The following is a 24,348-nucleotide window of genomic DNA, read 5'->3' on the forward strand; positions in this document are numbered from 1 at the left end:
CCTTTGGCCGCGATGGCGTTCTACTGCCCGGATGGGGCGATGGCCCAACAGCTGGAGGCCACGATCCAAGCCCTGGAAGCCGATGGCCGGGCGGGGCTTGGGCGGCAGCTCTCAATCACCTGGCTGCGCTACAGCCATTCGCTGATCGACAGCGCCTCCTCCCGCAGCGATCTGGAAAGCTTCTGGGCTGATCAGCCTCGCGGTGCCAGCTGGCGAGGCGATCAGGCCCGCTATCCCGCCAGCGTGGTGAAACTGCTGTATCTGGTAGCTGCCGAGGCCTGGCTGCAACGCCAGCTGATCGACGACACCCCGGAACTGCGCCGTGCCCTGGCGGACATGATCCGCGACTCCAGCAACGACGCCACGGGCCTGGTGCTGGATCTACTTACCGGCACCACCAGTGGCCCACCCCTGCCCGAAACAGCCTTCGCGAGCTGGGCCCTGCGCCGCCGGCTGGTGAACCAGTGGTGCGAGCAGCTGGGCTGGAGCGAGTGGGCCGGCTGCAATGCCTGCCAAAAAACCTGGGGCGACGGCCCCTACGGCCGCGAACGCCAGTTCTATGGAGCAGACCTGGAAAACCGCAACCGCCTCAGCACCGATGTCTGCGCCAGGCTGCTGCATGGGGTCATGGCCAGCGCGCTCGTGTCACCGCCCGCCTGCAGCCGCATGCGCGAGCTGCTGGGCCGCAGCCTCGATGCGGACGAGCGCGCCGGTGATCCTGACAACCAAGTGGATGGCTTCCTTGGCGCCGGCGTGCCAGCAGGAGCGCGGGTATGGAGCAAGGCCGGCTGGATGAGCCAGGCCCGGCACGATGCGGCCTATATCGAGGCCGAAGGGCATGCCCCCACCCTGCTGGTGGTGTTCAGCGAAGGCCACTCACGAGCCGGCGATGAGCAACTCCTGCCCGAGCTGTGCAGGCAACTGCTGGCGGCCTAACGCAAGGGCGGCGACAGCAAAAAGCCCCCTCGTTAAGGGGGCTTTTTGCTCAGGCTTCAGACCTGGAACGGAGAGGGAGGGATTCGAACCCTCGACAGAAGTTGCCTCCTGTAACTCCTTAGCAGGGAGCCGCTTTCAACCACTCAGCCACCTCTCCAGCGGCTCGCTGACTTTATCAGCCGCCCGGGCCAATGGAGGGCAGCCGTGGAAGCCGGTGCTTGAAGCCGCAGAGGATCTCCCAGGGGATGGTGCCGCAAGGATCACTCCAGGCCAGCGGATCGATGCGCTCGCCGCCATCGCTGCCGAGCAGTGTCACCACGCTGCCCTGATCGAGCTCGGGGGCATCGGTGGCGTCGAGCACCAGCTGGTCCATGGTGATCGCGCCAACCTGTGGGATGCGCCGGCCACGGTGGAGCACATGCAAGCGGTTGGAGAGCAGGCGCGGAACCCCATCGGCGTAGCCGATGCTCACCACCGCCAACCGGCTGGGGCGCTGGGTGGTGAAGCGATGGCCATAACTCACTCCCACACCAGCAGCCACCTCACGGATCAGGTTCACCCGCGCCCGCACCTGCATGGCTGGTTTCAGCTCCAGGCCACCGCCGAGGTGCGCGGCAGGGCGGTGGCCGTAGAGGGCCAAACCCACCCGCACCATGTCGTAGTGGAGCTGAGGAGCGCGAAGGGTGCCGGCGGAATTGGCCAGGTGGCGACAGCCGCTGGCCAGGCCGGCCTGCTGCAGGGCCGTGAGCACCGCCTCAAAGCGCTGCTGCTGTTGCTGGGTGAGCGCATCGAGGCCGCCACCCGGAGCATCCGCATCTGCCAAATGGGAATACACGCCAGCCAGCTGCACAGCCTCCAGGCCTGAGATGGCTTCCACCAGGCGAGGACCATCGTTCCAGGCTGCCCCGAGGCGGGCCATGCCGGTATCGAGCTTCAGCTGCACCCCCATGGGCCGGCCGCTGCTGTCGGCGAGGTTTTGGCACAGCAGCGCCTCGCGCATGCTGCTGAGGGTGGGCATCAGCTGCCAATGCAGACAGGCCCGCAGTTCATCGGGCTGGGTGAGATTCCCCATCACCAGCACGGGCTGATGCAAGCCGGCCTGGCGCAGTTCCAGCCCTTCTTGCAGCGTGGCCACCCCGAAGGACGTGGCCCCACCGGCGGCAGCGGCCCGGGCCACCGGCACTGCCCCGTGGCCATAGCCATCAGCCTTCACCACAGCCATGAGGCTGGAGCCGGGCGCGAGGGAGCGCAGCAAGCTGCAGGCATTGGCCTGCACGGCCGCTTCGCACACCTCGACCCATGCCCGCTGACGCGGGTGGGGCCAGGGTTCAGCCCCAGGGCTGATCACCGGTGAAGCTTCCGTCATCCAGCTACAGGATGTGCTGAGCGTAAGCGGGGATTCATAACGCCACTAGACGTTCCCCCTAGCATGGCGGGCAATTCACGGGCTGCCAGGGGACGCACTCCCATGGGCCACGTTCTGGTTCTCAACGCCTCCTTCGAACCGCTGAACATCACCAGCTGGCGGCGGGCCACGGTGATGGTGCTCAAAGGGAAGGCCGAGGGCCTCGAACATGCCGCCGATCTGCAGCTGCGGCCTGGCCTGCACCGCCCCACGGTGATCCGACTGCGCCAATTTGTGCGGGTGCCATTCCGTGCCCTGCCGCTGACCCGCCGCAATCTGTTCCACCGCGACGGCCACCGCTGCCAGTACTGCGGCAGCCTGAGCGAACGGCTTTCAATTGATCACGTGATGCCGCGCAGCCGCGGCGGTAGTCACAGCTGGGACAACGTGACCACCGCCTGCCTCCGGTGCAACGTGCACAAGGGCAACCGCACCCCCCGCGAGGCGGGGATGGTGTTGTTGCATCAGCCGCGACGCCCGCTGAGCGGCCCCTTGTTTGAGGCTCAGCGGCAGATGGCCAGGGGCCAGCACCGCGAGTGGGCCAAGTATGTGCAGGGTTGGGACGAACGCGACTTGAGCGCCGCCGCCTGAGCGGGACTGAGCGCACCATTCAGCCGTTGGCCTGCTCCGCCAGAGCCTCAAGCTGGCGACGCTGATCGGCCGATACGCAAGCTCCAATTACTTCAGCCAGCTGGCCCTGGAGCACCGGTTCGAGCGAAAAGTTGCGGCTGAGGCGGTGATCGGTGGTGCGGTTGTCCTTGTAGTTGTAGGTGCGGATCTTCTCGCTCCGGTCGCCCGTACCCACCTGAGCCAAACGGGCGGAGCGCTCCTCCGCGTTAGCCGCCGCCAGCTCGCGCTCATAGAGCTTGGCTCGCAAAATCTCCAAGGCCCGTTCGCGGTTTTGCAGTTGGGAGCGCTCCTGGGTGCAGAACACGCGGATGCCCGTTGGTTTGTGCAGCAGGTCGACCGCCGTCTCCACCTTGTTCACGTTCTGGCCGCCGGCACCGCCAGAGCGGGCCGTGCTGATCTCCAGATCACCGGAATCGATCTGCACCTCCACCGGATCGGCCTCAGGCATCACCGCCACCGTGGCTGTCGACGTGTGCACACGGCCCTGAGATTCGGTGGCCGGCACCCGCTGGACGCGGTGCACCCCAGCCTCAAACTTCAACTGGCTAAACACACCCTCCCCTTTGATCGCCAGGATCAATTCCTTGTAGCCGCCGAGCTCAGCTTCCGATGCGCTCACCGGCTGCACCTTCCAGCCCACGCTCTGGGCATAGCGCTCATACATGCGCGCCAGATCGCCGGCCCACAGGGCGGCCTCATCACCGCCCGCACCAGCACGAATCTCCAACATCACACTGCGCTCATCGCGAGGATCGCGTGGCAGCAGCGCCAGGGTGAGCTGCTCCTCGAGGGCACTGATCCTCGTGGCCAACACAGCCAGTTCTTCCTGGGCTAGGGCCTCGAGGTCGAGATCGCCGCGGCTCTCGCGCAGCAGCTCACGGGCCTGCTGCTCCTGGCCTTGGAGGGTCTGCAGTTCGTCGTAGCCCATCACCAGAGGCTCGAGCCGGGCCCGTTCGCGGGCGATCGGTTCGAGCTGCGCAGGGTTGGCGGCCACATCCGGATCCGCCAGCTGGCGCTCCAGGGTGTCGAAGGTGGTGCGCGCCGCGTCGAGGCGCTCGCTCAGAAAGGAAGCATCCATGCAGGAAGAGAACGACCGAGCAACCGGTGGACAGCAAAAAGCCGGATGCCCTGAAGCATCCGGCTCTCAGTAGTTACCGCACCACAGGCACGACAACCATCAAGGTGAGGGCGATCAGGCTTTGGAGTCAGCCGCCTTGTTATCACCGGCAGGCGTATCGGCGTTGGAGGCGCCGGCCATGCCGTATTTGCGCATGAAACGGTCCACACGACCCTCGGTGTCGAGAATCTTTTGGGTGCCGGTGTAGAAGGGATGATTGCCGCTCCACACATCCACGTGGAGTTCGGGCGAGGTGGAGCCGGTGGTCATCACCACTTCTCCGTTGCAGATCACCTTGGCATCGGGGTACCAGGTGGGATGGATTTCGGCCTTCGGCATGACGGATACGGGGCTGAGGAGCGGAAGCGGAATCAGCGCTTGGAGAACTGAGGAGCCTTACGGGCTTTCTTCAGGCCGTACTTACGACGCTCCTTGGCGCGGGGGTCACGGCTGAGGTGGCCTTCGGTCTTCAGAGGCTTGCGGTTGTCTGGGGAGAGTTCGCACAGAGCACGGGCTGCACCCTGCTTGATGGCGTCGGCCTGGCCGGTGAGGCCACCACCACGCACGTTCACCAGCAGGTCGTACTCACTCGCGAGACCCAGGGTCTGCAGAGGAGCGTTGACGGCAGCCAGATAAACGGGGTTGTAGTTGAGGTAGTTATCGCCGGGGCGACCATTGATGGTCACAGTGCCGGTGCCGGGAACCACGCGCACACGGGCGACCGCAGTCTTGCGGCGACCTGTTCCCCAGTAAACGACGGTGTTGGTGCTCATTGGGCGGAAGCGGCGGGATCGAGGGCGAGGGCCTGGGGCTGCTGAGCGGCGTGGGGATGCTCGGCACCCTTGTACACCTTCAGCTTGCGGAACAGCTGACGACCGAGGGCGTTGTGAGGGAGCATGCCCTTCACAGCCTTCTCGATGATGCGCTCAGGAATACGGGCCTGCAGCGCAGCAAAGCTTTCGGTCTTCATGCCACCGGGACGACCGGAATGGCGGCGATAGACCTTCGTCGTGGACTTGTTGCCACTCACCTTCACTTTCTCAGCATTGATCACCACGACAAAGTCGCCGGCGTCGATGTGGGGAGCGAAGTTGGGGTTGTTCTTGCCCCGGAGCACCGATGCCACTTCACTGGCGAGACGGCCGAGGGTCTGGTTCTCAGCATCCACCAGATACCACTGGCGACTGGAGGGATCCTGAGGGGGAACGAGAGTCTTGTTCATCGCACCGGCGGGCCGGATCGGTAAAGCTCCACCACTCAGCAAACGAGCAGGGGGGCGGGACAGGGTGTCTGGACGGAATGTCTGGACTGGGACGGCAGGGCGTCCGATCACTCGGACGTCTGTAGCTCGTGGAGCGACACTACCTCGCGGCCGAACCCACCCTCGGCGCGGAGGGAGCGATCAGGCGCGCGGAGGAGAGTCGGACGACTCCAGCAAATACCGCGGTTGACAATCGTACCAGGCCACATCCGGGAAGACCGCTGTGGGGTACCCCACCCGCAGCAAGGTGAGCCCATGGGGCGGAGCTGCCTCTTTGACCTCATGGCGGGCACCGCTGCGCCAGCGCAGCGCGAAGGCCTCGAGGCTGAGGCGCTGCTCACCCACAGCCACCAGCTGCCCCATCACCAACCGCACCATGCCGTAGAGAAAACCACTGGCCTGAAGCTCCACATCGATCAAATCACCACGCCGCTCCACCTTCACCTCCTGAAGGGTGGTGCGCGAATGAGACCTCGAGCTACCCGCCCGTTCAAAGGCGGCGAAATCATGTTCTCCGAGCATGCCCTCAAGGGCCTCACGCATCAGCTGCTCGTCGAGACGCAACTGGTAGCGGTGCCAGGTCCAAGGTGCCAGGAACAGATTCGGCAACCGGGCGTTGTAGAGGGTGTATCGGTACCGCCTGTAGGTGGCACTGAAGCAAGCGTGCCAATGGGGGGACACCTCGACCCCAGCACGCACACGGATACTGGCCGGCAATCGCCCATTCAGGGCGGCAGGCCAACGAGAGGCTGGGATCGGACCTTCCGCGTCAAAGTGCACCACCTGAGCTGCGGCATGCACCCCTGTGTCAGTGCGCCCAGCAGCCTGCACGCGCACAGGCCGGCGAGGATCCAAAGCGGCAATGGCCACTTCGAGAGCTTCCTGAATGCTGGGATCACGGGGTTGCCGCTGCCAGCCGCAATAAGGGGCCCCGTCGTATTGCAAGCAGAGCGCAATGCGCCGCGTTGCGGGGCTCACAGGATCAGCGCGTGGTTCCACAACGGCGAAGGGTACAGATCCAGACACAACAAAGCCGCGCGGACCGATGGATCCCACGCGGCCAGTTGGTGAGCCGAAGCTGAATCAGACGAGCTCGATAATCGCCATCTCGGCGTTATCACCACGACGGGGAACGGTACGAATGATGCGGGTGTAGCCGCCGTTGCGATCGCCGTAACGGTCTTGTGCCTTATCGAACAGGGCGTGAACGAGCTGCTTGTCGTAGATGTAGCCGATGGCCCGGCGGCGGGCGGCGAGGCTGCCATCCTTGGCCAGGCTGATCATGCGCTCAGCTTCATCGCGCAGGGCCTTGGCACGGGCTTTGGTGGTCGTGAGACGACCTTCGCGGATCAACTGCGTCGTGAGAGCGCGCAGCATGGCTTTGCGTTGGTCAGCGGGGCGTCCCAGCTTGGGGACTCGGCACTGGTGGCGCATGACGGATGCGGAGGGTAAGCGTTAACAGGGAAGGAGTCGTGACGCGCGCTGAATCAAGCGCTGGTGCGGCTCTGGGGCAGGGAGATGCCGATGCGTTCAAGCGCCTCGATCACTTCATCAGCCGACTTCGAACCGAAGTTCTTGATCTCCAGCAAATCTTCGTAGCTGAAGCCCATCAGATCGGACACGGAGTTGACCTGGGCGCGCTTGAGGCAGTTGTAAGCGCGAACCGAAAGGTTGAGCTCCTCGAGAGGGATCTGGGCCTCAGCGGAAGGCTCGGGCTCCAGGCCAGGCTCATCGACCATCGTGAGACTGGCCAGGGGCTGGAACAGCGCAATCAGCTGATTGGCCGCCTGGGCCATGGCATCGTCAGGCGTGACGGAGCCATCGGTTTCGATCTCAAGACGCAGGCGCTCGCGGGCCGAACCACCTTCGCCCACAGCGGTTTCGTCAACGCTGTAGTTCACGCGGCGCACCGGCATGAACACGGCATCGATCTGCAATAGATCAATGGCACTGGTGTCTTCGTTGCGACGATCCACAGGGCGATAGCCCACACCCCGCTCCACGTGCACCTCAAGCTCGAGGCTGTAGCCGTCGGCCACGGTGGCAATCGGACGGTCAGCATCGATCACGCTCACCTGCGAGGAAAACTGCAGGTCGGAGGCGGTCACAGTGCAGGGGCCATTGGCCACCAACCGGCCGATCTCCAGCTCGCGGGTGCGGCTGCTAACGGCGATGTCCTTGCAATTGAGCAGGATGTCGAGAACGTCTTCACGCACACCGGGCACGGTGGCGTACTCATGATTCACGCCGGCGATGCGCACGGCGGTGATGGCGCTGCCCTCGAGGGCTCCCATCAGCACGCGGCGCAGGGAATTGCCGAGGGTGATGGCCTGACCCCGCTCAAGGGGGCCGATCACAAAGACGCCGGTCTGGGAACGGTCGTCGGCGATCTGGTGTTCAACCCGATCGATCTGGTACTGCAACACGGTCTGAAGCTCAAAAAAAGAGGAGGAGCCCCCTCTGGGGCGGGGCAAGGCGTCGGATCAGACCCGGCGACGCTTGGAGCGACGGCAGCCGTTGTGGGGCAGAGGGGTGACGTCGCGAATCAAGGTGATCTCCAAACCGGCCACCTGCAGAGCACGAATGGCGGTTTCACGGCCGGAGCCAGGACCGCGCACCAGCACCTCGATCTGGCGCATCCCCTGCTCAAGGGCGCGACGGGCGGCGGCTTCTGCAGCGGTCTGGGCGGCAAAGGGGGTGCCCTTACGGGCGCCCTTGAATCCGCTGGCCCCAGCGGAGCTCCAGGAGATCACTTCACCGGCGGTGTCGGTGATTGAAACGATGGTGTTGTTGAAGGTGCTTTGAATGTGCGCCACACCATTGGGCACATTGCGCTTCGTTTTCTTGGCGCCGGATTTCTTGGCAGGCTTGGCCATGGGTTAGAGCCCTGCAGGAGCAGGGAGGTGATCAGGGAACTGAGGGGGGCAACCTGGTGACGACCGGGTCCTATGGGAACCGGACGGCAGGTGCTTGAGGAGGCAAAGAAGGCCGAAAGCAGGCCAGGCCTTACTTCTTCTTACCGGCAACGGTCTTACGAGCACCGCGGCGAGTGCGCGCATTCGTACGGGTGCGCTGACCGCGCACAGGCAGGCCCACGCGGTGGCGACGGCCACGCACGCAGCCGATGTCTTGGAGACGCTTGAGGGCCATACCCTCCTGGCGGCGCAGGTCGCCTTCAAGGGTGTAGCTCTCAGCGGCGCCGCGCAGCTTCTGCACGTCGGCGTCGTCGAGGTCCTTGACGCGGGTGTCGGGGTTGACCCCGGTTTTGGCCAGGATTTTTTGGGCCGTTGTCAGGCCAATCCCGTACACATAGGTGAGGGCGATTTCGATCCTCTTGTCACGAGGAATATCAACGCCGGCAATCCGAGCCACAGAAACTAACGATGGGGTGAGCAGGGGAGGGGTTGGCCCAAGGGCCGGGAGCAAGACTCAACCAGGGATCAACCCTGGCGCTGCTTGTGCTTCGGGTTGGCGCAAATCACCATTACCCGGCCGTGGCGACGGATCACCCGGCACTTGTCGCACATCTTCTTGACCGAGGCACGCACCTTCATGGGAGCGGTCTCTCCATTTTTGCAAACGACGACCCTATCACAGCGGTCAAGCCAACAAAGCTGCAATTCGCGCTCCGATCTGCTCCACCGTGCCGGCTGCTTCCACGGGCGCCAACAGGTTTCGCTCGCGGTAGTAAGCGATCAGAGGCTCGGTCTGTTGGCGATACACCTCGAGGCGATGGCGGATCACCTCCTCGTTGTCGTCGGCACGGCCGCGAGACAACAAACGCTGGACCAGCACCGCATCGTCGAGCTCCATCAGAACCACCAGTTCAATCTGCTGACTGAGCTGTTCAAGCAGCTGTGCCAGGGCATCGGCCTGGGCCACATTGCGAGGGAATCCATCCAGCAACCAGCCGCCACTGTGGGCCTCCAAACGGCTGCGCACGATCGCCAGCACCAGCGCATCGCTGACCAGCTCACCACGAGCCATCACCGTCTCTGCCTCCTTGCCGAGCGCACTGCCAGCGGCCACTTCGGCGCGCAACAGATCTCCGGTGGAGAGGTGAAGCAGCCCCTGGCTTTCGGCCAAACGCTGAGCCTGGGTGCCTTTACCGGCGCCCGGGGGGCCAAGGAAGAGAAGGCGTTGCTTCATCACGAGAGGGGTAAACAACAAATCGGAGTGGGACAACAACAGACACCTGGCATGAGCTCAGCCAAGGCTCACTGGCGCACCATGCCTTCGTAGCGCTGCGAGATCACAGCGGTCTGCAGCTGTTTGGCGGTTTGGATGGCCACGCCCACCAGGATCAGCAGGCTGGTGGCACCCAAGCCCTGGAAGGTTTTCACCTGGGTGGCCGATTCCACGGCCGAGGGGATGATCGCCACGGCGCCGAGGAACAGTGCGCCCAACAGGGTGAGTCGATTCTGGACACCACTGAGATAGGTGGCGGTAGCCGAGCCAGGCCGCACACCCGGGATGGCCACGCCGGAGCGCTTGAGGTTGGTGGCCACATCCACAGGGTTGATGGTGAGGGTGGCGTAGAAGAAGGAGAAGCCGATGATCAGCGCAAAGAACAACAGCGCATAAACCCAGGGCGTACCGCTGTTGGGGCTGAGGGCAGAAGCGATGTTGATCAGCAGGGGCTGTTTGGTGATGTTGGCGATGGTGAGGGGCAGGAACACCACAGCCGAGGCAAAGATGATCGGCATCACACCACCGGCATTGAGCTTGAGCGGCAGGTAGCTCTGACGGGCTGAGAGGCTTGCACCGCCCACCTGGCGCTTGGCGCTGACGATGGGGATGCGGCGGTTGCCCTCCTCAACGCAAACAATGCCAACGATCGTGACGAGGAACACCGCCACCAGCACCACGATCCCGCCAACAGTGCTGCGATCACCGCTCTGGGCGAGCTCAATGGTGGAGCCCAAAGCCCGCGGCAAGGTGGCGACGATGTTGAGGTAGATCACCAGAGAAGCGCCCTGGCCGATGCCGCGCTCGGTGATCACCTCACTGATCCACATCACCACCATCGATCCCGTCACCAGGGCAACGGCGGTCTGCAGCACGAACACCAATTCGGACGTGCCGGCGATGGCATAGGGGCGCAGGATCAGGGCGAACACCACGCTCTGCAACATGCCCCAGCCCAGGGCCACATAACGGGTGTACTGGGCGATCTTGCGGCGGCCGGCCTCACCTTCGTTCTTCTGCAGATCCTCCAGCTGGGGCAGAGCCGAGGTCAGCAACTGCAGGATGATCGAGGCGTTAATGAACGGCAGGATCCCGAGGCCAAAGACCCCCAAAGTGGAAATGCCACCACCGGTGAAGATGTCGAGGAAGCCAATCAGCTGACCACCGCGGGCGATGAAGTCCTGAAAGGCGGCCCGATCAATGCCGGGGACGGGGATATAAATCCCCAGGCGAACCAGCAAAAGCAGGCCCAGGGTGATCAACACGCGGTTGCGCAGATCCTTGGCCTGGATCAGCTGCGTGAAAATTTCACCGGCACTGGGGTTACGACCCCGGCTGACGAGCATGACGGGCGTGCAGAAGAGGAGAGAACAAAAAACCGCCTGGTGAAGCCGTGGGGCTCCGCCAGGCGGCACCGACGCTAAAGGGTCGGGAGTAGCACTAAGCCGAGGCTCAGATCACTTCGCAGGTACCGCCGGCAGCCTCGATCTTCTCGCGGGCGCTGGCGGTAAAGGCGGCAGCCTGAACGGTGAGTTTCACCTTGAGATCACCGGTGCCCAGCACCTTAAGGGGATGCTTAGGGCTGGTCACAATGCCGTCCTTAACGAGGCTGTCGAGATTGACAGTGCTGCCGGCGGAGAGTTCAGTCAGCTTGCCCACATTGATCACCGTGAAGTTCTTGGGATTGATCACGGTGAAGTGCTTGAGCTTCGGCACCCGGCGGTACAGAGGCATCTGACCACCTTCAAAGCCCGGACGGGTGGGTCGACCCGAGCGGGACTTCTGACCGCGCATGCCGAAACCGCAGCTGGCACCCTGGCCTGCAGCAATGCCACGCCCCTTACGGAGCTTGCGGCGACGGGCCCCTTTCTGTGGGGCGAGGGACTGGAGATTGAGCGACGTCATGGCGGTCCTCAGGAGTAGATCTGCTCGAGGGAGATGCCACGCTCCTTGGCGGTCTCCTTATGGGTGCGCAGGCCGGCCAGGGCATCCATGGCGGCGCGCGCGTTATTGAGAGGGGTTTTCGAGCCCAGGCGCTTGGCCAACACGTTCTTGATGCCAGCGAGCTCCAGCACCGTACGGATCGAACCACCCGCAATCACACCGGTACCCGGAGCTGCGGGACGGATCAGCACGCTGGCAGCGCCATCTCGGCCGTTACCAAGGGTGGGGATGGAGGAATGCCGGGTGAGAGGCACCTTGACCAGGTGCTTCTTGCCATCGGCAACACCCTTGCGGACGGCGCCGATCACATCGCCGGCTTTGCCGACGCCCACGCCTACCTGGCCCTTCTCGTTGCCGACGACAACGATGGCCCGGAAGCTCATTTTCTTACCGCCCTTAACGGTCTTGGACACGCGACGGATTTGAACCACGCGTTCCTGCCATTCGGAGTCGCGCTCTTGGCCGCGACGGTTGTCGCGACCGCGGCCACCGCCGCGGCGGTCGCCCCGGCCCTCGCCCCGGCCGCCACGGCGCTCCTGCTGGCCTTCGGCCGCGGCGGGAACGTCAGCAGCGCCGGGAACGGCGTTGGACTGGATCTGGTCGTTGGTTTCGGTCATGGTGAGAGCAGGGATCAGAACTGAAGGCCCGCTTCCCGGGCGGCGTCAGCCAGGGCCTTGACGCGGCCGTGGTACAGGTTGCCGCCTCGATCGAAGACCACCTGTTGGATGCCCTTGGCGAGGGCACGCTTGGCGACCAACTGACCAACGGCGACTGAAGCGTCACAGGTGGCGGCGGCGTTGACGCTGGTGCGCAGCTCCTTATCGACCGTGGACGCCGAGCAGAGAGTGCTCTGGGCGTCGTCGTCGATGAGCTGAGCGTAGATGTGATTGTTGGAGCGGAACACAGCCAGGCGCGGACGCGCGGCGGTGCCAGTGAGATTGCGACGCAGACGCCGGTGGCGTTTCTGCGTCTGCTGCTTGCGGGACAGTGTGGACATGGCAGTACAGGGTAACGACGCTCAGGCAGACCTCATTTCTTACCGGTCTTACCGGCCTTGCGCAGGATGCGCTCACCCTCGTATTTGATGCCCTTGCCCTTGTAGGGCTCAGGCGGACGAATGGCGCGCACCTTGGCGGCTTCGTTGCCCACCAGTTCCTTGTCCGCACCGGACACGAGAACAGTGGTGTTGCCATCAACGGCGAAGGTCACGCCGTCGGGAGGCACCATCTCAACCTGGTGGCTGTAGCCAGCGCTCACCACGAGCTTCTTGCCCTGAACGGCAGCGCGATAGCCCACGCCAACGATTTCGAGCTTGCGGATGTAACCCTTACTCACCCCTTCCACCATGTTGGCGACGAGGGTGCGGCAGAGACCGTGGCGCTCACGGGAGCGACGGTGGTCGCTAGCAGGGCTCACCACGATGGTGCTGCCGTCCTGGGCGATGGTCACACCGTCGGGGAGGGTGCGGCTCAGTTCACCCTTGGGACCTTTGACTTTGACGTCGAGGCCGCTGAGGGTAACGGTGACGCCGCCCGGCACGGAAATCGGCGCTTTACCAATACGAGACATGGATCAACCTCCCTGATCAGTAGACGTAAGCGAGCACTTCGCCGCCGACGCCCTGTTTACGGGCATCGCGGTCGCTCATCACACCTTTGGAGGTGGAGATGATGGCCACGCCGAGACCGCCCAGCACCTTGGGCAGCTGGCGGGTGTTCTTGTAAATCCGCAGACCGGGCTTGCTGACGCGCTGCACGGTGCGGATCAGCGGCTGACGGTGCTTACCGCTGTATTTGAGTTCGAGCACGAGGTGCTTTTCAACGCCGTCACCCTCTTCAGAGATCTCGGCGATGAAGCCCTCCTGCTGCAGCACCTTGGCGATGCTGCGTGCCATGCGCGAAGCGGGCACTTTGGTGGATTGGTGACGCTTCTCACTCGCATTACGGATGCGAGTAAGCATGTCGGAAATTGGGTCGTGATTGGCCATGGTCGGGTCCGAAGAGGGCTCAGTTACTGCGGAACGGCATTCCCATCTCGCGGAGGAGGGCCCGGCCCTCTTCGTCGTTACGGGCAGTGGTCACGATGGTGATGTCCATGCCCCGGATGGCGTCGATCTTGTCAAAGGAGATCTCAGGGAAAATGATCTGCTCCTTCACCCCAAGGGTGTAATTGCCCCGACCGTCAAAGCTCTTCTCACTCACACCGCGAAAATCACGGATGCGAGGTAGAGCCAAGTTGATCAGACGCTCGAGGAACGCATACATGCGGTCGCCACGCAGGGTGACGGCCACACCAATCGGCATGCCCTGACGGATCTTGAAGCCGGCGATGGCTTTCTTGGCGCGAGTCACATTCACCTTCTGACCGGTGATCGTGGCCAGCTCCTCGATGGAGGCCTCGAGGGCCTTGGCATTCTGGGCGGCTTCACCGAGGCCCCGGTTGATGGTCACTTTGACCAGCTTGGGGACTTCGTGGATATTCGAGAGATTGAGATCCTTCAGCAGCTTGGGCTGGATCTTCTCCCGATAGTTCTGTTTAAGGGACATGACGGGGGACAGGGGTTGCGCTTCTGGGCTTGGTCAGAAGGCGGACAAGATTGATAGAGATGGAGATCAGTCGAGGATCTCGCCTGTTTTCTTGAGGCGGCGCTTTTTGGTGCCGTCTTTCTCCACAACGATTTCGACGCGGCTGACCACGTTCTTATCGGTAGAAAAGAGCATCACGTTGGAAGCATGCAGAGAAGCTTCCTCGGTCACGATGCGGCCGGTCTCGCCCTCCTGGGTGGGCTTGACGTGGCGGGTGCGCAGATTCACGCCCTGCACCACCACACGGTTTTCCAGGGGAAGGGTGCGCAGGACCTCACCGGTCTTGCCCTTGTCCTTACCGCTGATCACCTGCACGGTGTCGCCCTTTTTGATGCGCATCTTGATGCGCACCTGGGGCTTGGCTTTAGGGGTGGCAGTAGCCATCTCAGATCACCTCCGGAGCGAGGGACACAATCTTGGTGAAGTTGCGGTCGCGCAGTTCGCGCGCCACGGGACCGAAGACGCGGGTGCCCTTGGGGTTGTTGTCGGTGCCGAGGATCACGGCAGCGTTGTCATCGAAACGGATCGAATTACCGTTAACGCGACGCAGGGTGGCCCTGGTGCGCACCACCACAGCCTTGACCACATCGGACTTTTTCACGCCCATGTTGGGCATGGCGTCTTTAACAGCGGCCACGATCACATCGCCCACGTGGGCGTAGCGACGGTTGGTGCCCAGCACACGGATGCACTGGATGCGCTTAGCGCCACTGTTGTCAGCGACGTTGAGGAATGTTTCCTGTTGAATCATCGGGAGATCTCCTCAGCTGGCGCTGCTGGTGTTCAGCACCTCGGCCACGGCCCAGCGCTTGGTGCGGCTGAGGGGACGGGTTTCGGTGATGCGGACGCGGTCTCCCACCTTGCAGGCGTTCTCCTCGTCGTGCGCCTTGTAGCGCTTGGTGCGGCTCACCGTCTTTTGATAGATGGGGTGAGGGAAGCGGTTTTCCACCGCCACCACCACGGTCTTATCCATCTTGTCGCTGACGACGGTGCCGACCCTTTCCTTGGTTGCCATAACGGTTACTTAGGGGATCAGGAAGCGGCGGAGCGCTGGCGCTCCGTTTGCACCGTCAGCAGCTGAGCCAGCTTGATGCGGGCGGCCTTGAAGCGGTGCGGCGTCTCGAGCCGGCGGGTGGCTTGCTCAAAACGAAGGGTGAACAGCTCGCGACGGGTGTCGTCGATCTGCGTGGTGATGTCGCCGTCGGACAGCTTGCGCACCTCGGCGATGTCGGGACGTGCCATGGTCAGGACTCCACGGTGGTGGCCGCCTCGGCAGCCTGGGCAGATTCCTGATCCTCAAGGGACAGGAACTTGGTCTTCACGGGCAGCTTGTACTGCGCCAGGCGCATAGCTGCCTTGGCGATCTCTGGGGTGATGTCGGCACCGCCCATCTCGAACAGGATGCGACCGGGCTTGATCACGGCCACCCAGAACTCGGGGTTGCCCTTACCGGAACCCATACGGGTTTCAGCGGGGCGCATGGTCACCGGCTTATCGGGGAAGATCCGGATCCAGATCTTTCCACCCCGCTTCACATAGCGGGTCATCGCACGGCGGCTGGCCTCAATCTGGCGGGAGGTGATCCACCCGCACTCCTGGGCCTGCAGAGCGAACTCACCGAAGGCGATGGTGTTGCCACGGGTGGCGACACCGCGCATACGGCCGCGCTGCTGCTTACGGAATTTGACGCGTCTTGGACTCAGCATGGTTCAGGCCTCCTGATCACTCTTCGTTCGAACGGTCTTCGAACTGTTGGGGCCGGCGACTGGCACGGCGCTTAGGCGCTGCACCCACGGGCACCTTGTCCTTATTGCCGGGCAGCACCTCGCCCTTGAACACCCACACCTTGATTCCCAGCACCCCGTAGGTGGTGGTGGCCACTTTGGTGGCGTAATCGATGTCGGCACGCAGGGTGTGTAGAGGCACACGGCCTTCGCGGCTCCATTCGGTGCGGGCGATCTCGGCACCATTGAGGCGGCCGCTCACCTGAAGCTTCATGCCAAGCACCCCGGCGCGCTGAGCGCGCTGGATCGCCATGCGCATCACGCGGCGGAAAGCCACGCGCTTCTCCAATTGCTGAGCGATGTACTCAGCCAGCAGGTAAGCGTCAGCGTCAACGCGCTCCACTTCCACCACGTTGATCCGCACCTGACGGGCGGTATCACCAATGGTTTTCTGGATACCGCTGCGCAGATCCTCGATGCCGCTGCCTTGACGGCCAACGAGCACGCCGGGGCGGGCGGTTTTGAGTTCAACCTCGAGCTGATCAGCCTTGCGGGCGATCACCACGTCGCTGATGCCAGCGGCGCTGTACTTCTTGTGAATGAACTTGCGGATCCGATCGTCTTCTTGAAGAAGAGTCGGGTAGGTCTTGCTGGGGGCGTACCAGCGGGACCGGTGCTCCTGGGTGATCCCCAGGCGCAGGCCGGTTGGATGGATCTTGTGTCCCATCGGTCGGTGTCCTCGGGGGTCAGGCGGCAGGAGCCACAGCAATGCTGATGTGGCAGGTTTTTTTCTGAATCGCGTAGGCGCGACCCTGGGCGCGGGGGCGGAAACGCTTCATCACCGGACCCATATCCGCCGTGGCGGAAGAGATCACAAGAGAAGCGGGATCGAGACCCAGGTTGTTCTCGGCGTTGGCCACAGCACTCCGTAGGACCTTGGTGATCGGGCCTGTGGAGCGGTAGGGCATGAACTCGAGCATGATCAGCGCGTCGCGGTAGCTGCGACCACGGATCTGATCGAGCACACGACGCACCTTGGACACGGAGCCGCGGATGTAGCGGCCGTGTGCCTGGGCAGTGGTGGATGAGGTGTTAGCCATGTGCTCAGCGGCCTCCTTTCTTGTCCTTGATGTGGCCGCGGAAGTTGCGGGTGGGCGCAAATTCCCCAAGCTTGTGACCCACCATCTGCTCCGTCACGTAGACGGGAACGTGGGCCTTGCCGTTATGAACGGCAATGGTGTGGCCGATCATCATCGGCAGGATTGTGGAAGCACGTGACCAGGTTTTGATCACAGACTTGTCATCAGCCGCGTTCTGCTTTTCAACCTTCCGCAGAAGGCTGTCGGCAATAAACGGACCTTTTTTGAGTGAGCGTCCCATAGCGGTTTAAACGAACAGCAAAGCGGTGAGTTGGATCACGAATCGCGTCCGCCGCGGCTCCGCTTGGAGGTGCGGCGACGTTTCCGGAGCACAAACCGATTGCTGGGTTTGTTCCGCTTGCGGGTCTTGAGGCCGAGGGCCGGCTTACCCCAGGGGGTAACAGGGCCTGAACGACCGATTGGAGCGCGGCCCTCGCCACCACCGTGGGGGTGATCGCAGGGGTTCATCACGCTGCCTCGCACCTGCGGGCGACGACCCAGCCAGCGGCGACGACCGGCCTTACCCAGGCTGGTGTTGCGCACTTCCGAGTTGCCCACTTCGCCGAGGGTGGCGTAGCACTCTCGACGCACCAGGCGAACCTCGGTGGAGGGCAGCTTGAGGGCGACGTAATCGCCTTCTTTCGCCATCACCTGAGCACTCGCACCGGCAGTGCGCACCATCTGACCGCCACGACCGGCGTACAGCTCAACGCAATGAACGCTGGAGCCGAGGGGGATGGCGGAGAGAGGCAGTGCGTTGCCGGTCTCGATCGGAGCCTCAGGGCCCGACACCACGGTGGAACCCACGGCTACACCAGCCGGAGCCAGGATGTAGCGCTTCTCGCCATCGGCGTAGAAGAGCAGCGCCAGACGGGCGTTGCGGTGCGGGTCGTAATGGATCGCGGCCACCTTCGCCACCACACCGTGCTTGTCACGGCGGAAGTCGACGAGGCGATAGAGGCGCTTGTGGCCACCGCCGCGATGACGGCAGGTGATCACACCGCGGTTGTTGCGGCCTTTGCGCTGGTGCTTGGCCACCACCAGGCCCCGTTCGCGGCCGCGGCCAGTGACTTCAGCGAAGTCACTGGCGACACGGGTACGCGTGCCGGGGGTGATGGGGCGGTACTTACGGATTCCCATGATTCGTTAAACCCCTCAGGCTTCAGGGAACAGCTGGATGGCGTTGCCATCGGCAAGGCGCACCACGGCCTTTTTCACCTGGGCACGCTTGCCGGCGAAACGGCCCACGCGACGCGTACGACGCGGGGGATTCATGGTGCTGACGCCGATGACCTTGACGTCGAACAGCTGCTCGACGGCGGCCTTGATGTCGGGCTTGGCAGCGCGGTGGTCCACCTCAAAGGTGTACTGGTTCTGCTCAATGGCCCGGGTGGCCTTCTCAGTGATCAGCGGCCGGCGGATCACATCCGCCAGACGACCGTTAAAACGTTCAGTCATCGCCGTAGACCTCCTGAATCTTCGCGAGCGCTTCCTCGCTCACCACCAGGGCGTTGGCGTGGAGCAGGTCGAACACGTTGAGCTGATCGGCAGCGATCAGCTTCACCTTTTCAAGGTTGCGCACCGAACGGCGCACTACCTCACTGGGGGCATCCAGCACCACCAGAACCTTGGAACCATCGGCGATGCCGAAGCGGCTCAGGGCTGCCGTGATTTCTTTGGTCTTGGGGGTGTCCAGACCAGCGGCGAATCCCTTCACCACGGTGATGTCGGCGGTGCGGCTCATCAACGCGGTGCGCAGAGCCAGGCGACGCTCCTTGCGGTTCATCGCCAGGTTGTAGGTGCGGGGCTTGGGCCCGAACACCACACCACCACCGGGGCGCAGGGGAGTACGGATCGAACCCTGACGGGCGCGACCTGTGCCCTTCTGCTTGTAGGGCTTGCGACCACCACCAGCGACTTCGGCGCGGGTGAGGGTGCTAGCGGTGCCCTGACGGGCATGGGCCAGCTGACGGACCACAGCGCGATGCACCAGGTCGTTAGCCGACGTTTCCTTGGCGACCTTCAGCTCAAGGGCGGCCTTACCGGCCTCCTTGCCCTGCCAATCGCGAACAACACAGTTAGCCATCTCTGTCCTCCTCAGTTCGCGGCTTTGAAGCCCACCCGCTTGGCGGGGAGGATGTTCAGCAGGGCGCCGGGCTTACCAGGCACCGAGCCCTTCACCACCAGCAGATTGCGCTCGGCATCCACTTTCAGGATCACGAGACCGCGGGTGGTGATCTGCTTGCCGCCGTAGCGACCAGCCATGCGCTTGCCGGGATACACACGGCCGGGGGTGGTGCCGGCGCCGATGGAACCCGGTTCGCGGTGGTTCTTGGAACCGTGAGTCATAGGGCCGCGGCTGAAGCCGTGGCGCTTTTGAAAACCAGCGAAACCACGACCAACGGTGTCGCCGCTCACATCGACCTTCTGGCCCGCCTCAAAGGCGGCCACGGTGATTGCACCACCGAGCTCCAAACCGTCGACGGTGTCGACGCGGTACTCCTTCAGATGGCGCAAAGGCTCGCTGCCGGACTTGGCCAGGTGACCCTTGGCCGGCTTATTGACGAGCTTCTCGCGGATGTCACCGAAGCCCAGCTGAACGGCCGTGTAGCCGTCGTTGCTGTCGGTTTTGAGTTGGGTAATCCGGCAAGGACCCGCCTCGATCACGGTGACCGGGATGGATCTGCCTTCGTCGTCGAAGAACTGGGACATGCCCAGTTTCTTCCCAAGAATGCCGATGGACATAAGTAGGGAGAAACGCCAGCAGGACAACCACTCCTCTGGAGTGGCGTGGCTGAATCGGGTTGCGCACTTGGACCGAATCAGATCGGCTGCATCCGGAGCGATCCGGGGGAACAGCGTGATGATTCGGTTGGGCTAGCAGCGTCGAAGCAGCGGGGGCTGGGACTTGCTGGGGCAGCGCGGGAGGCCCGCACACCAGATTCAGCAGTTTCCCGGCGGTTCATGAAGAGCCGCGCAGGCCCGGGAAGGCCGCCACCACTGGCGACCTTTGTGCAGTGCGCTGGAGGCCCGGCTAGCGGACGGGCACAGTTGCAATTGCACAAGCAAAGATGGTATCTCACCGCCCGACACCCCTACCCAGGTGGTGTGCTGCCAGACTCGCCCCATCATCCCGCTCAGCCCATGCCCCTGCTGCTCACCGGCCGAGGATTTCGCCAGGAGCTGGAGCGGGCGGGAGCCCTAGCCCTCTACGCCCCACTCGAAGGCGGCGCTGAAACCCGCCTCTTGCGCCGATTGCGCGCGGCTGGCTATCGGGCCCAGATCACCTCGGCCCGAGGCCTCGGGGATCCGGAAGCTTTCCTGCTGCAACAACATGGCGTGCGCCCCCCACACCTGGGGCATCAGAGCGTGGGCCGCGGTGCCGCAGTCGGCGAGGTGCACATGGCCGCACCGCAGCTCGGCCACCTGTTTGAAGGCAGCGCACCGGTGCTGCTCTGGTTGCTGGAGGGGCAAGTGCTCTCCAAGGCAGAGCTGGCCTCATTGCTAGAGCTCACCCGTCGTGAACCCCGGCTGAAGATCGTGGTGGAACTCGGCGGTGCTCGCGCCCTGCGCTGGCAACCCCTGGCCTCGGTGCTCAACCAAGCGGCTTGAGCGCCAGTGCGGCTCCCGAAGCCGCCCTGGCGGCCGGCCGCTGGGTGAAGCTGATCTGCGGTGCCGGCAACCAAGATCTTGCCGCCATCGAAGACCTCTGCGCTGTGTACAGCCTGGCCGGCGTGCACTGCATCGACGTCGCCGCTGACGCCGCTGTGGCCGCCGCCGCCCGGCGAGGCATGGCCTGGGCCGAGCAGCGCGGTGCCCAGCGCCCCTGGCTCATGCTCAGCCTCAGTGATGGCGCCGATCCCCATTTCCGCAAGGCCCACTTCGATCCGCAGCGCTGCCCGCCCGACTGCCCCAGGCCGTGCCAGCGGGTCTGCCCGGCCCTGGCGATCGGTGCCAGCGGCGGGGTCCTGGCGGAGCGCTGCTATGGCTGCGGCCGCTGCTTGCCCGCGTGTCCGCTGGGGCTGATCGAAGAGCAGCAGGCGCTGCTCAGCGCCGCTGCCGTGCCCCAGCTGCTGGCAAGCGTTCAACCCGATGCGGTGGAACTGCACACCCAGGCAGGGCGTCAGCGACCGTTCACAGAACGCGTGCAGCAGGTGCTCGTCAGCGGCTTACAACTGCAGCGGCTAGCGGTGAGCTGCGGCCTGGAGCGCGGCGCCGCTGCGGGGCCGCAGCCGAGCCCCCTGAGCACCCACGAGCTGGCTGCGGAGCTCTGGCAGCGCCATGTTGTGGTGCGCCAGGCCGGTCTGCGCCCGCTCTGGCAGCTCGATGGACGACCGATGAGCGGCGACGTAGGGGCCGGTACCGCCCGATCCGCTGTGAGATTGCTGGAGGCGATCCGCCCCTGGGCCCCCCCTGGCCCGCTCCAGCTGGCGGGGGGCACGAACGGCAGCACCGCAGCCTTGCTACCGCCTTCCTGTGGTGCCGCTGGGGTGGCCTTCGGCGGCGTGGCCCGCAGCCTGCTGCAACCACTGCTGCTGCAAGCCGAGGTCCGCGGACAACGTCTGCTCGAATGCCCCGACCTACTGGAGCAGGCCCTCGACAGCGCTGAAGTGCTTGTGGCTCCCTGGCTGACGCGCTGATGGCTAGAACGCCCGTTCAGGAGTCACGGCCCCACTGCCGACTCCACCCACTGTGATGGTTTCCGCTCCGATCACCCCTCAGCGCATCACCGACGATCTCGATCGGCTGCTGGAGGTGCTGCCCGATCCCGTGCGTGAAGCCTTGGCGCCTGCCGAGGCCCGTGAACAACTGCTGGAGGTGGTGCTCGATCTGGGCCGGGTGCCAGAAGCCCGCTACCCCGGCCAAGCGGTGAACCTGGGCGATGCGGTCGTGGAGCGGGCCGATCTGGCGGCGGTGGTGGAACAGCTGGGCGCCTTCGGCGGCGATAACCGCGCTGGCATCGAGCGCACCCTGCACCGCATCAGCGCCATCCGCAACCGCACCGGCACAATCGTGGGCCTCACCTGCCGGGTGGGGCGGGCCGTGTTCGGCACGGTGGCGATGGTGCGCGATCTGATGGATTCGGGCGAGTCGCTGCTGCTGATGGGCCGCCCGGGTGTGGGTAAAACCACCGCCCTGCGCGAGATCGCCCGAGTGCTGGCCGATGAGCTGGGCAAGCGGGTGGTGGTGATCGACACCAGCAACGAAATCGCTGGCGATGGCGACATCCCTCACCCCGCTATCGGGCGGGCCAGGCGCATGCAGGTGGCCAGGCCGGAACTGCAGCACCAGGTGATGATCGAGGCGGTGGAAAACCACATGCCCGAGGTGATCGTGATCGATGAGATCGGCACCGAACTCGAGGCCCAGGCAGCCCGCACCATCGCCGAACGGGGCGTGATGCTCGTGGCCACAGCGCACGGCAACGAACTGGCCAACCTGGTGAAGAACCCCACCCTCAGCGACCTGGTGGGAGGCATCGAATCGGTGACCCTTGGCGATGAAGAGGCACGCCGGCGCCGCAGCCAGAAAACGGTGCTGGAGCGGGCCGCCGAACCCACCTTTCCCCTGGCGGTCGAAATGCATAGCCGCCACCGCTGGCTGGTGCACCGTGATGTGGCCCGCACCGTGGATTTGTTGCTGCGGGGCCAACAGCCCCGTCCGCAAGTGCGCGAGCTCGATGGCGACGGGCGCTTGCACCTGCAGGAACCGGCACAGCCCCACAGCCTGATCCGGCCAGAGCCACCCCGGGAACGCGCACAGCCCCACCGGCGCTATGCCGCCCTGGCACCGGTACCCCTGCCGGATCCAGTGGCCGATACAGACGAAGCACCAAGCCCTGCGGCCCAATCGCCCCTGATGCTGTTCGGTGTGGGAGTGAGCGAACTGCTGCTAGAGCAAGCGATCCGCAGCCGCCGGCTCCCGGTGCAATGCGTCGATGCCGTGGAAGAGGCCGATGTGGTGCTGGCCCTACGCCAGCAGCTGGGACAGCAGCCGGAGCTGCGGCGGCGGGCCCAGCTGGCCGGTGTGCCCATCCTGGTGATCAAGGCCGACACCTTGCCGCAGGTGCAGCGTGGCCTGGAGCGATTGCTGCAACGGCGCGAGCCGGCGGAGCCCCCCGAACCCACTCCTGAGCAAGGCGGCCTCGACGACGACCTGGCGGCCCTAGAGGAGTGCCGACTGGCGGTCGAGCAACTGGTGCTGGCCAAGGGGCAACCGGTGGAGCTGCTGCCGCGCAGCGAGCGGGTGCGACGGCTCCAGGCAGAGCTGGCGGAGCGCTACCAGCTGGCCTCGGCGGAGTTTGGCAGCGGACGCCAGCAGCGGTTGCGCATCTTCCCGCGCTGAGGAGCAGCCAGGAGATTGGCCAGTCGAGATTGACGAAGGTCGACCCGCTGTGGGTAACTATCTGAGTGCTCGCACAGCAGCGCTTCGGCGCCGATCCTGAGCGACTCGTTGGGCCGTCGCCAAGTGGTAAGGCAGCGGGTTTTGGTCCCGCCATTCCTAGGTTCGAATCCTAGCGGCCCAGTTTTGAACTCCCCCAGCCATGGCTGAAGCGCCGCTGCTGGTGTTTGACTTCGACGGCGTGCTCGTTGACGGCATGGCTGAGTATTGGTGGAGTGCTCGGCGCGCCGCCCTCGCCCTGCGCCCAGAGCGGCACCTACCCGAGCAGGCCCCAGCCGCTTTCAGCCAGCTGCGCCCGCTGATCCACAAAGGCTGGGAGATGGTGCTGGCAGCCCTGGAGCTCTCCAGGCCGGACCTCAACCTGCCGGCCTACCTCGCCGATTACGACCACCACCTTCAGACCGCGCTGAGGCGCTGGCAACTGGAGCCCCAGGCCCTGCAGCAGACTCTCGAGCAACAACGAGCCGAGGCGATCCAAGCGGCACCCGCCGCTTGGCTGTCCCTCCATCGTCCTTACCCCGGCATCCTCGAGCGACTGCAGGCCCTGGAGGCTGAAGGAAGCCCCTGGCGTGTGCTGACCACCAAGGGAGGGGCCTTCGCCCGCCAGCTCCTAAAGGCCTACGGCCTGACGCCTGAGGCGGTGGACGGGCACGAGCAGGGCAGCAAGCCCGAGGTGCTGGATCAGCTCAGCCGGCAACAGGCGCGGCCGCTGTGGTTTGTGGAAGACCGGCGACCCACGCTGGAAGCGGTGCGAGCCACGCCCTCACTGCAGGCCGTGCGCTGCTTCCTAGTGTCGTGGGGCTACCTGGCCCCAGGCGATCTGGAGCAGCTACCTGCAGGCATCACGGCCCTGCATCCCGAACAATTCGCCGCACCCCTGGCGCGCTGGCCCTGATCCGTTAGCGTACGCCTGTACTACAGCCAGATGGAGCCGGCAGCGGTGAAACATCTGGCGCCTGCGGTGGCACTTCTCTTGATGAGGTCGCTCAGGATGGGGTCGGTTCCGCCGGCTCCCTG

At 64.4% G+C, this 24,348-nt stretch carries 37 protein-coding genes and 2 tRNA genes; 7 read left to right on the plus strand and 32 right to left on the minus strand.

The features are described 5' to 3' along the window. The first annotated feature begins 12 nt into the window (after positions 1–12). Positions 13–936, plus strand: coding sequence for a serine hydrolase (locus tag KJJ24_RS09215; protein ID WP_214338222.1), 924 nt, complete (start codon positions 13–15; stop codon positions 934–936). Positions 937–1,004: 68 nt separating this feature from the next. Here the strand turns inward: KJJ24_RS09215 and KJJ24_RS09220 are convergent. Together KJJ24_RS09220 and alr are read right to left on the minus strand one after the other, a co-directional pair. After that, positions 1,005–1,093 (minus strand) — tRNA-Ser (locus KJJ24_RS09220). 18 nt (positions 1,094–1,111) lie between these two features. Continuing rightward, on the minus strand, positions 1,112–2,302 hold the full coding sequence (alr, locus tag KJJ24_RS09225; RefSeq protein ID WP_214338223.1) for an alanine racemase: 1,191 nt from the start codon (positions 2,300–2,302) through the stop codon (positions 1,112–1,114). A 102-nt stretch (positions 2,303–2,404) separates the two neighbouring features. Between alr and KJJ24_RS09230 the strand changes: the two genes are divergently transcribed. Then, positions 2,405–2,932, plus strand: coding sequence for an HNH endonuclease (locus tag KJJ24_RS09230; protein WP_214338225.1), 528 nt, complete (start codon positions 2,405–2,407; stop codon positions 2,930–2,932). Positions 2,933–2,951: 19 nt separating this feature from the next. Here the strand turns inward: KJJ24_RS09230 and prfA are convergent, their stop codons facing one another. The 30 genes from prfA to rplC form a co-directional block, all read right to left on the minus strand. Beyond that, the gene (gene prfA, locus KJJ24_RS09235; RefSeq protein ID WP_214338227.1) at positions 2,952–4,049 is read right to left on the minus strand and encodes a peptide chain release factor 1; all 1,098 of its coding nucleotides are present in this window, start codon (positions 4,047–4,049) and stop codon (positions 2,952–2,954) included. 114 nt (positions 4,050–4,163) lie between these two features. Next, positions 4,164–4,427 carry a 50S ribosomal protein L31 gene (rpmE, locus tag KJJ24_RS09240; protein WP_214338229.1) on the minus strand — a complete coding sequence of 88 codons (264 nt, stop codon included), beginning with the start codon at positions 4,425–4,427 and terminating at the stop codon, positions 4,164–4,166. Between the two features lie 32 nt (positions 4,428–4,459). Continuing rightward, the gene (gene rpsI, locus KJJ24_RS09245) at positions 4,460–4,861 is read right to left on the minus strand and encodes a 30S ribosomal protein S9 (RefSeq protein WP_214338230.1); all 402 of its coding nucleotides are present in this window, start codon (positions 4,859–4,861) and stop codon (positions 4,460–4,462) included. Beyond that, positions 4,858–5,310, minus strand: coding sequence for a 50S ribosomal protein L13 (gene rplM / locus KJJ24_RS09250; RefSeq protein WP_214338232.1), 453 nt, complete (start codon positions 5,308–5,310; stop codon positions 4,858–4,860). Before rplM ends, rpsI begins: the two co-directional genes overlap by 4 nt. 180 nt (positions 5,311–5,490) lie before the next feature. Then, on the minus strand, positions 5,491–6,327 hold the full coding sequence (truA, locus tag KJJ24_RS09255) for a tRNA pseudouridine(38-40) synthase TruA (protein WP_250544590.1): 837 nt from the start codon (positions 6,325–6,327) through the stop codon (positions 5,491–5,493). Between the two features lie 105 nt (positions 6,328–6,432). Continuing rightward, positions 6,433–6,783, minus strand: coding sequence for a 50S ribosomal protein L17 (gene rplQ, locus KJJ24_RS09260; RefSeq protein ID WP_214338236.1), 351 nt, complete (start codon positions 6,781–6,783; stop codon positions 6,433–6,435). A gap of 53 nt (positions 6,784–6,836) precedes the next feature. Then, positions 6,837–7,775 (minus strand): DNA-directed RNA polymerase subunit alpha, encoded by a 939-nt coding sequence (locus KJJ24_RS09265; protein WP_214343532.1) that lies wholly within the window; start codon positions 7,773–7,775, stop codon positions 6,837–6,839. Positions 7,776–7,832: 57 nt separating this feature from the next. Then, entirely contained in the window at positions 7,833–8,225 is a 393-nt protein-coding gene (gene rpsK / locus KJJ24_RS09270) for a 30S ribosomal protein S11 (protein ID WP_010311626.1), read from the minus strand. A gap of 130 nt (positions 8,226–8,355) precedes the next feature. Further along, positions 8,356–8,721 (minus strand): 30S ribosomal protein S13, encoded by a 366-nt coding sequence (rpsM, locus tag KJJ24_RS09275; RefSeq protein WP_214338238.1) that lies wholly within the window; start codon positions 8,719–8,721, stop codon positions 8,356–8,358. A 68-nt stretch (positions 8,722–8,789) separates the two neighbouring features. Then, complete coding sequence (rpmJ, locus tag KJJ24_RS09280; protein ID WP_010311631.1) at positions 8,790–8,903, minus strand: 50S ribosomal protein L36; 114 nt, start codon at positions 8,901–8,903, stop codon at positions 8,790–8,792. 46 nt (positions 8,904–8,949) lie between these two features. Continuing rightward, positions 8,950–9,498, minus strand: coding sequence for an adenylate kinase (locus KJJ24_RS09285; protein ID WP_214343534.1), 549 nt, complete (start codon positions 9,496–9,498; stop codon positions 8,950–8,952). 68 nt (positions 9,499–9,566) lie between these two features. Next, entirely contained in the window at positions 9,567–10,883 is a 1,317-nt protein-coding gene (gene secY / locus KJJ24_RS09290) for a preprotein translocase subunit SecY (RefSeq protein WP_214338240.1), read from the minus strand. 106 nt (positions 10,884–10,989) lie between these two features. Further along, entirely contained in the window at positions 10,990–11,442 is a 453-nt protein-coding gene (gene rplO, locus KJJ24_RS09295) for a 50S ribosomal protein L15 (RefSeq protein WP_214338242.1), read from the minus strand. 8 nt (positions 11,443–11,450) lie between these two features. Continuing rightward, positions 11,451–12,098, minus strand: a complete 648-nt coding sequence (gene rpsE / locus KJJ24_RS09300; protein ID WP_214338243.1) for a 30S ribosomal protein S5 — start codon at positions 12,096–12,098, stop codon at positions 11,451–11,453. A gap of 14 nt (positions 12,099–12,112) precedes the next feature. Beyond that, positions 12,113–12,478: a 50S ribosomal protein L18 gene (gene rplR, locus KJJ24_RS09305; RefSeq protein ID WP_214338244.1), complete on the minus strand. Its 366-nt coding sequence runs from the start codon at positions 12,476–12,478 to the stop codon at positions 12,113–12,115. Positions 12,479–12,510: 32 nt separating this feature from the next. Next, positions 12,511–13,050 carry a 50S ribosomal protein L6 gene (rplF, locus tag KJJ24_RS09310; protein WP_214338245.1) on the minus strand — a complete coding sequence of 180 codons (540 nt, stop codon included), beginning with the start codon at positions 13,048–13,050 and terminating at the stop codon, positions 12,511–12,513. Between the two features lie 16 nt (positions 13,051–13,066). Beyond that, a complete protein-coding gene (rpsH, locus tag KJJ24_RS09315) occupies positions 13,067–13,468 on the minus strand; it encodes a 30S ribosomal protein S8 (protein WP_214338246.1) in 402 nt (133 codons plus the stop codon). Between the two features lie 19 nt (positions 13,469–13,487). Beyond that, entirely contained in the window at positions 13,488–14,027 is a 540-nt protein-coding gene (gene rplE, locus KJJ24_RS09320; protein ID WP_214338247.1) for a 50S ribosomal protein L5, read from the minus strand. A 66-nt stretch (positions 14,028–14,093) separates the two neighbouring features. After that, the gene (rplX, locus tag KJJ24_RS09325; RefSeq protein WP_214338248.1) at positions 14,094–14,450 is read right to left on the minus strand and encodes a 50S ribosomal protein L24; all 357 of its coding nucleotides are present in this window, start codon (positions 14,448–14,450) and stop codon (positions 14,094–14,096) included. A gap of 1 nt (position 14,451) precedes the next feature. Then, the gene (rplN, locus tag KJJ24_RS09330) at positions 14,452–14,817 is read right to left on the minus strand and encodes a 50S ribosomal protein L14 (protein ID WP_214338250.1); all 366 of its coding nucleotides are present in this window, start codon (positions 14,815–14,817) and stop codon (positions 14,452–14,454) included. Positions 14,818–14,829: 12 nt separating this feature from the next. Further along, complete coding sequence (gene rpsQ, locus KJJ24_RS09335) at positions 14,830–15,081, minus strand: 30S ribosomal protein S17 (RefSeq protein WP_010311655.1); 252 nt, start codon at positions 15,079–15,081, stop codon at positions 14,830–14,832. A gap of 17 nt (positions 15,082–15,098) precedes the next feature. Continuing rightward, on the minus strand, positions 15,099–15,308 hold the full coding sequence (gene rpmC / locus KJJ24_RS09340; protein WP_214338252.1) for a 50S ribosomal protein L29: 210 nt from the start codon (positions 15,306–15,308) through the stop codon (positions 15,099–15,101). 2 nt (positions 15,309–15,310) lie between these two features. Continuing rightward, a complete protein-coding gene (rplP, locus tag KJJ24_RS09345) occupies positions 15,311–15,772 on the minus strand; it encodes a 50S ribosomal protein L16 (protein ID WP_214338254.1) in 462 nt (153 codons plus the stop codon). Between the two features lie 16 nt (positions 15,773–15,788). After that, positions 15,789–16,517: a 30S ribosomal protein S3 gene (rpsC, locus tag KJJ24_RS09350; RefSeq protein ID WP_214338256.1), complete on the minus strand. Its 729-nt coding sequence runs from the start codon at positions 16,515–16,517 to the stop codon at positions 15,789–15,791. 19 nt (positions 16,518–16,536) lie between these two features. Further along, positions 16,537–16,890 (minus strand): 50S ribosomal protein L22, encoded by a 354-nt coding sequence (rplV, locus tag KJJ24_RS09355; protein WP_214338258.1) that lies wholly within the window; start codon positions 16,888–16,890, stop codon positions 16,537–16,539. Between the two features lie 4 nt (positions 16,891–16,894). Then, a complete protein-coding gene (gene rpsS / locus KJJ24_RS09360) occupies positions 16,895–17,170 on the minus strand; it encodes a 30S ribosomal protein S19 (RefSeq protein WP_010311665.1) in 276 nt (91 codons plus the stop codon). A 35-nt stretch (positions 17,171–17,205) separates the two neighbouring features. Beyond that, positions 17,206–18,069, minus strand: coding sequence for a 50S ribosomal protein L2 (gene rplB / locus KJJ24_RS09365; protein WP_214338260.1), 864 nt, complete (start codon positions 18,067–18,069; stop codon positions 17,206–17,208). A gap of 15 nt (positions 18,070–18,084) precedes the next feature. Then, positions 18,085–18,387: a 50S ribosomal protein L23 gene (locus KJJ24_RS09370; protein WP_214338262.1), complete on the minus strand. Its 303-nt coding sequence runs from the start codon at positions 18,385–18,387 to the stop codon at positions 18,085–18,087. Next, on the minus strand, positions 18,380–19,015 hold the full coding sequence (gene rplD / locus KJJ24_RS09375; protein ID WP_214338264.1) for a 50S ribosomal protein L4: 636 nt from the start codon (positions 19,013–19,015) through the stop codon (positions 18,380–18,382). The genes KJJ24_RS09370 and rplD overlap by 8 nt, the downstream gene beginning before the upstream one ends. Before the next feature lie 11 nt (positions 19,016–19,026). Beyond that, positions 19,027–19,674 (minus strand): 50S ribosomal protein L3, encoded by a 648-nt coding sequence (gene rplC, locus KJJ24_RS09380; protein ID WP_214338266.1) that lies wholly within the window; start codon positions 19,672–19,674, stop codon positions 19,027–19,029. Positions 19,675–20,073: 399 nt separating this feature from the next. Between rplC and KJJ24_RS09385 the strand changes: the two genes are divergently transcribed. The 5 genes from KJJ24_RS09385 to KJJ24_RS09405 all read left to right on the plus strand — a co-directional run bounded on the left by KJJ24_RS09385 (position 20,074) and on the right by KJJ24_RS09405 (position 24,226). Next, on the plus strand, positions 20,074–20,541 hold the full coding sequence (locus KJJ24_RS09385) for an NAD(P)H-quinone oxidoreductase subunit N (protein ID WP_214338268.1): 468 nt from the start codon (positions 20,074–20,076) through the stop codon (positions 20,539–20,541). Further along, a complete protein-coding gene (locus KJJ24_RS09390) occupies positions 20,538–21,569 on the plus strand; it encodes an LdpA C-terminal domain-containing domain (protein ID WP_214338270.1) in 1,032 nt (343 codons plus the stop codon). Before KJJ24_RS09385 ends, KJJ24_RS09390 begins: the two co-directional genes overlap by 4 nt. Positions 21,570–21,624: 55 nt before the next feature. Then, complete coding sequence (locus KJJ24_RS09395; protein WP_214338272.1) at positions 21,625–23,274, plus strand: AAA family ATPase; 1,650 nt, start codon at positions 21,625–21,627, stop codon at positions 23,272–23,274. Positions 23,275–23,383: 109 nt separating this feature from the next. Then, a tRNA-Gln gene (locus KJJ24_RS09400) sits at positions 23,384–23,455 on the plus strand. Between the two features lie 18 nt (positions 23,456–23,473). Continuing rightward, positions 23,474–24,226, plus strand: coding sequence for an HAD family hydrolase (locus tag KJJ24_RS09405; RefSeq protein WP_214338273.1), 753 nt, complete (start codon positions 23,474–23,476; stop codon positions 24,224–24,226). Positions 24,227–24,348 lie beyond the last annotated feature (122 nt).

This window comes from Synechococcus sp. LA31, from assembly GCF_018502385.1.
Classification (GTDB): domain Bacteria; phylum Cyanobacteriota; class Cyanobacteriia; order PCC-6307; family Cyanobiaceae; genus Vulcanococcus.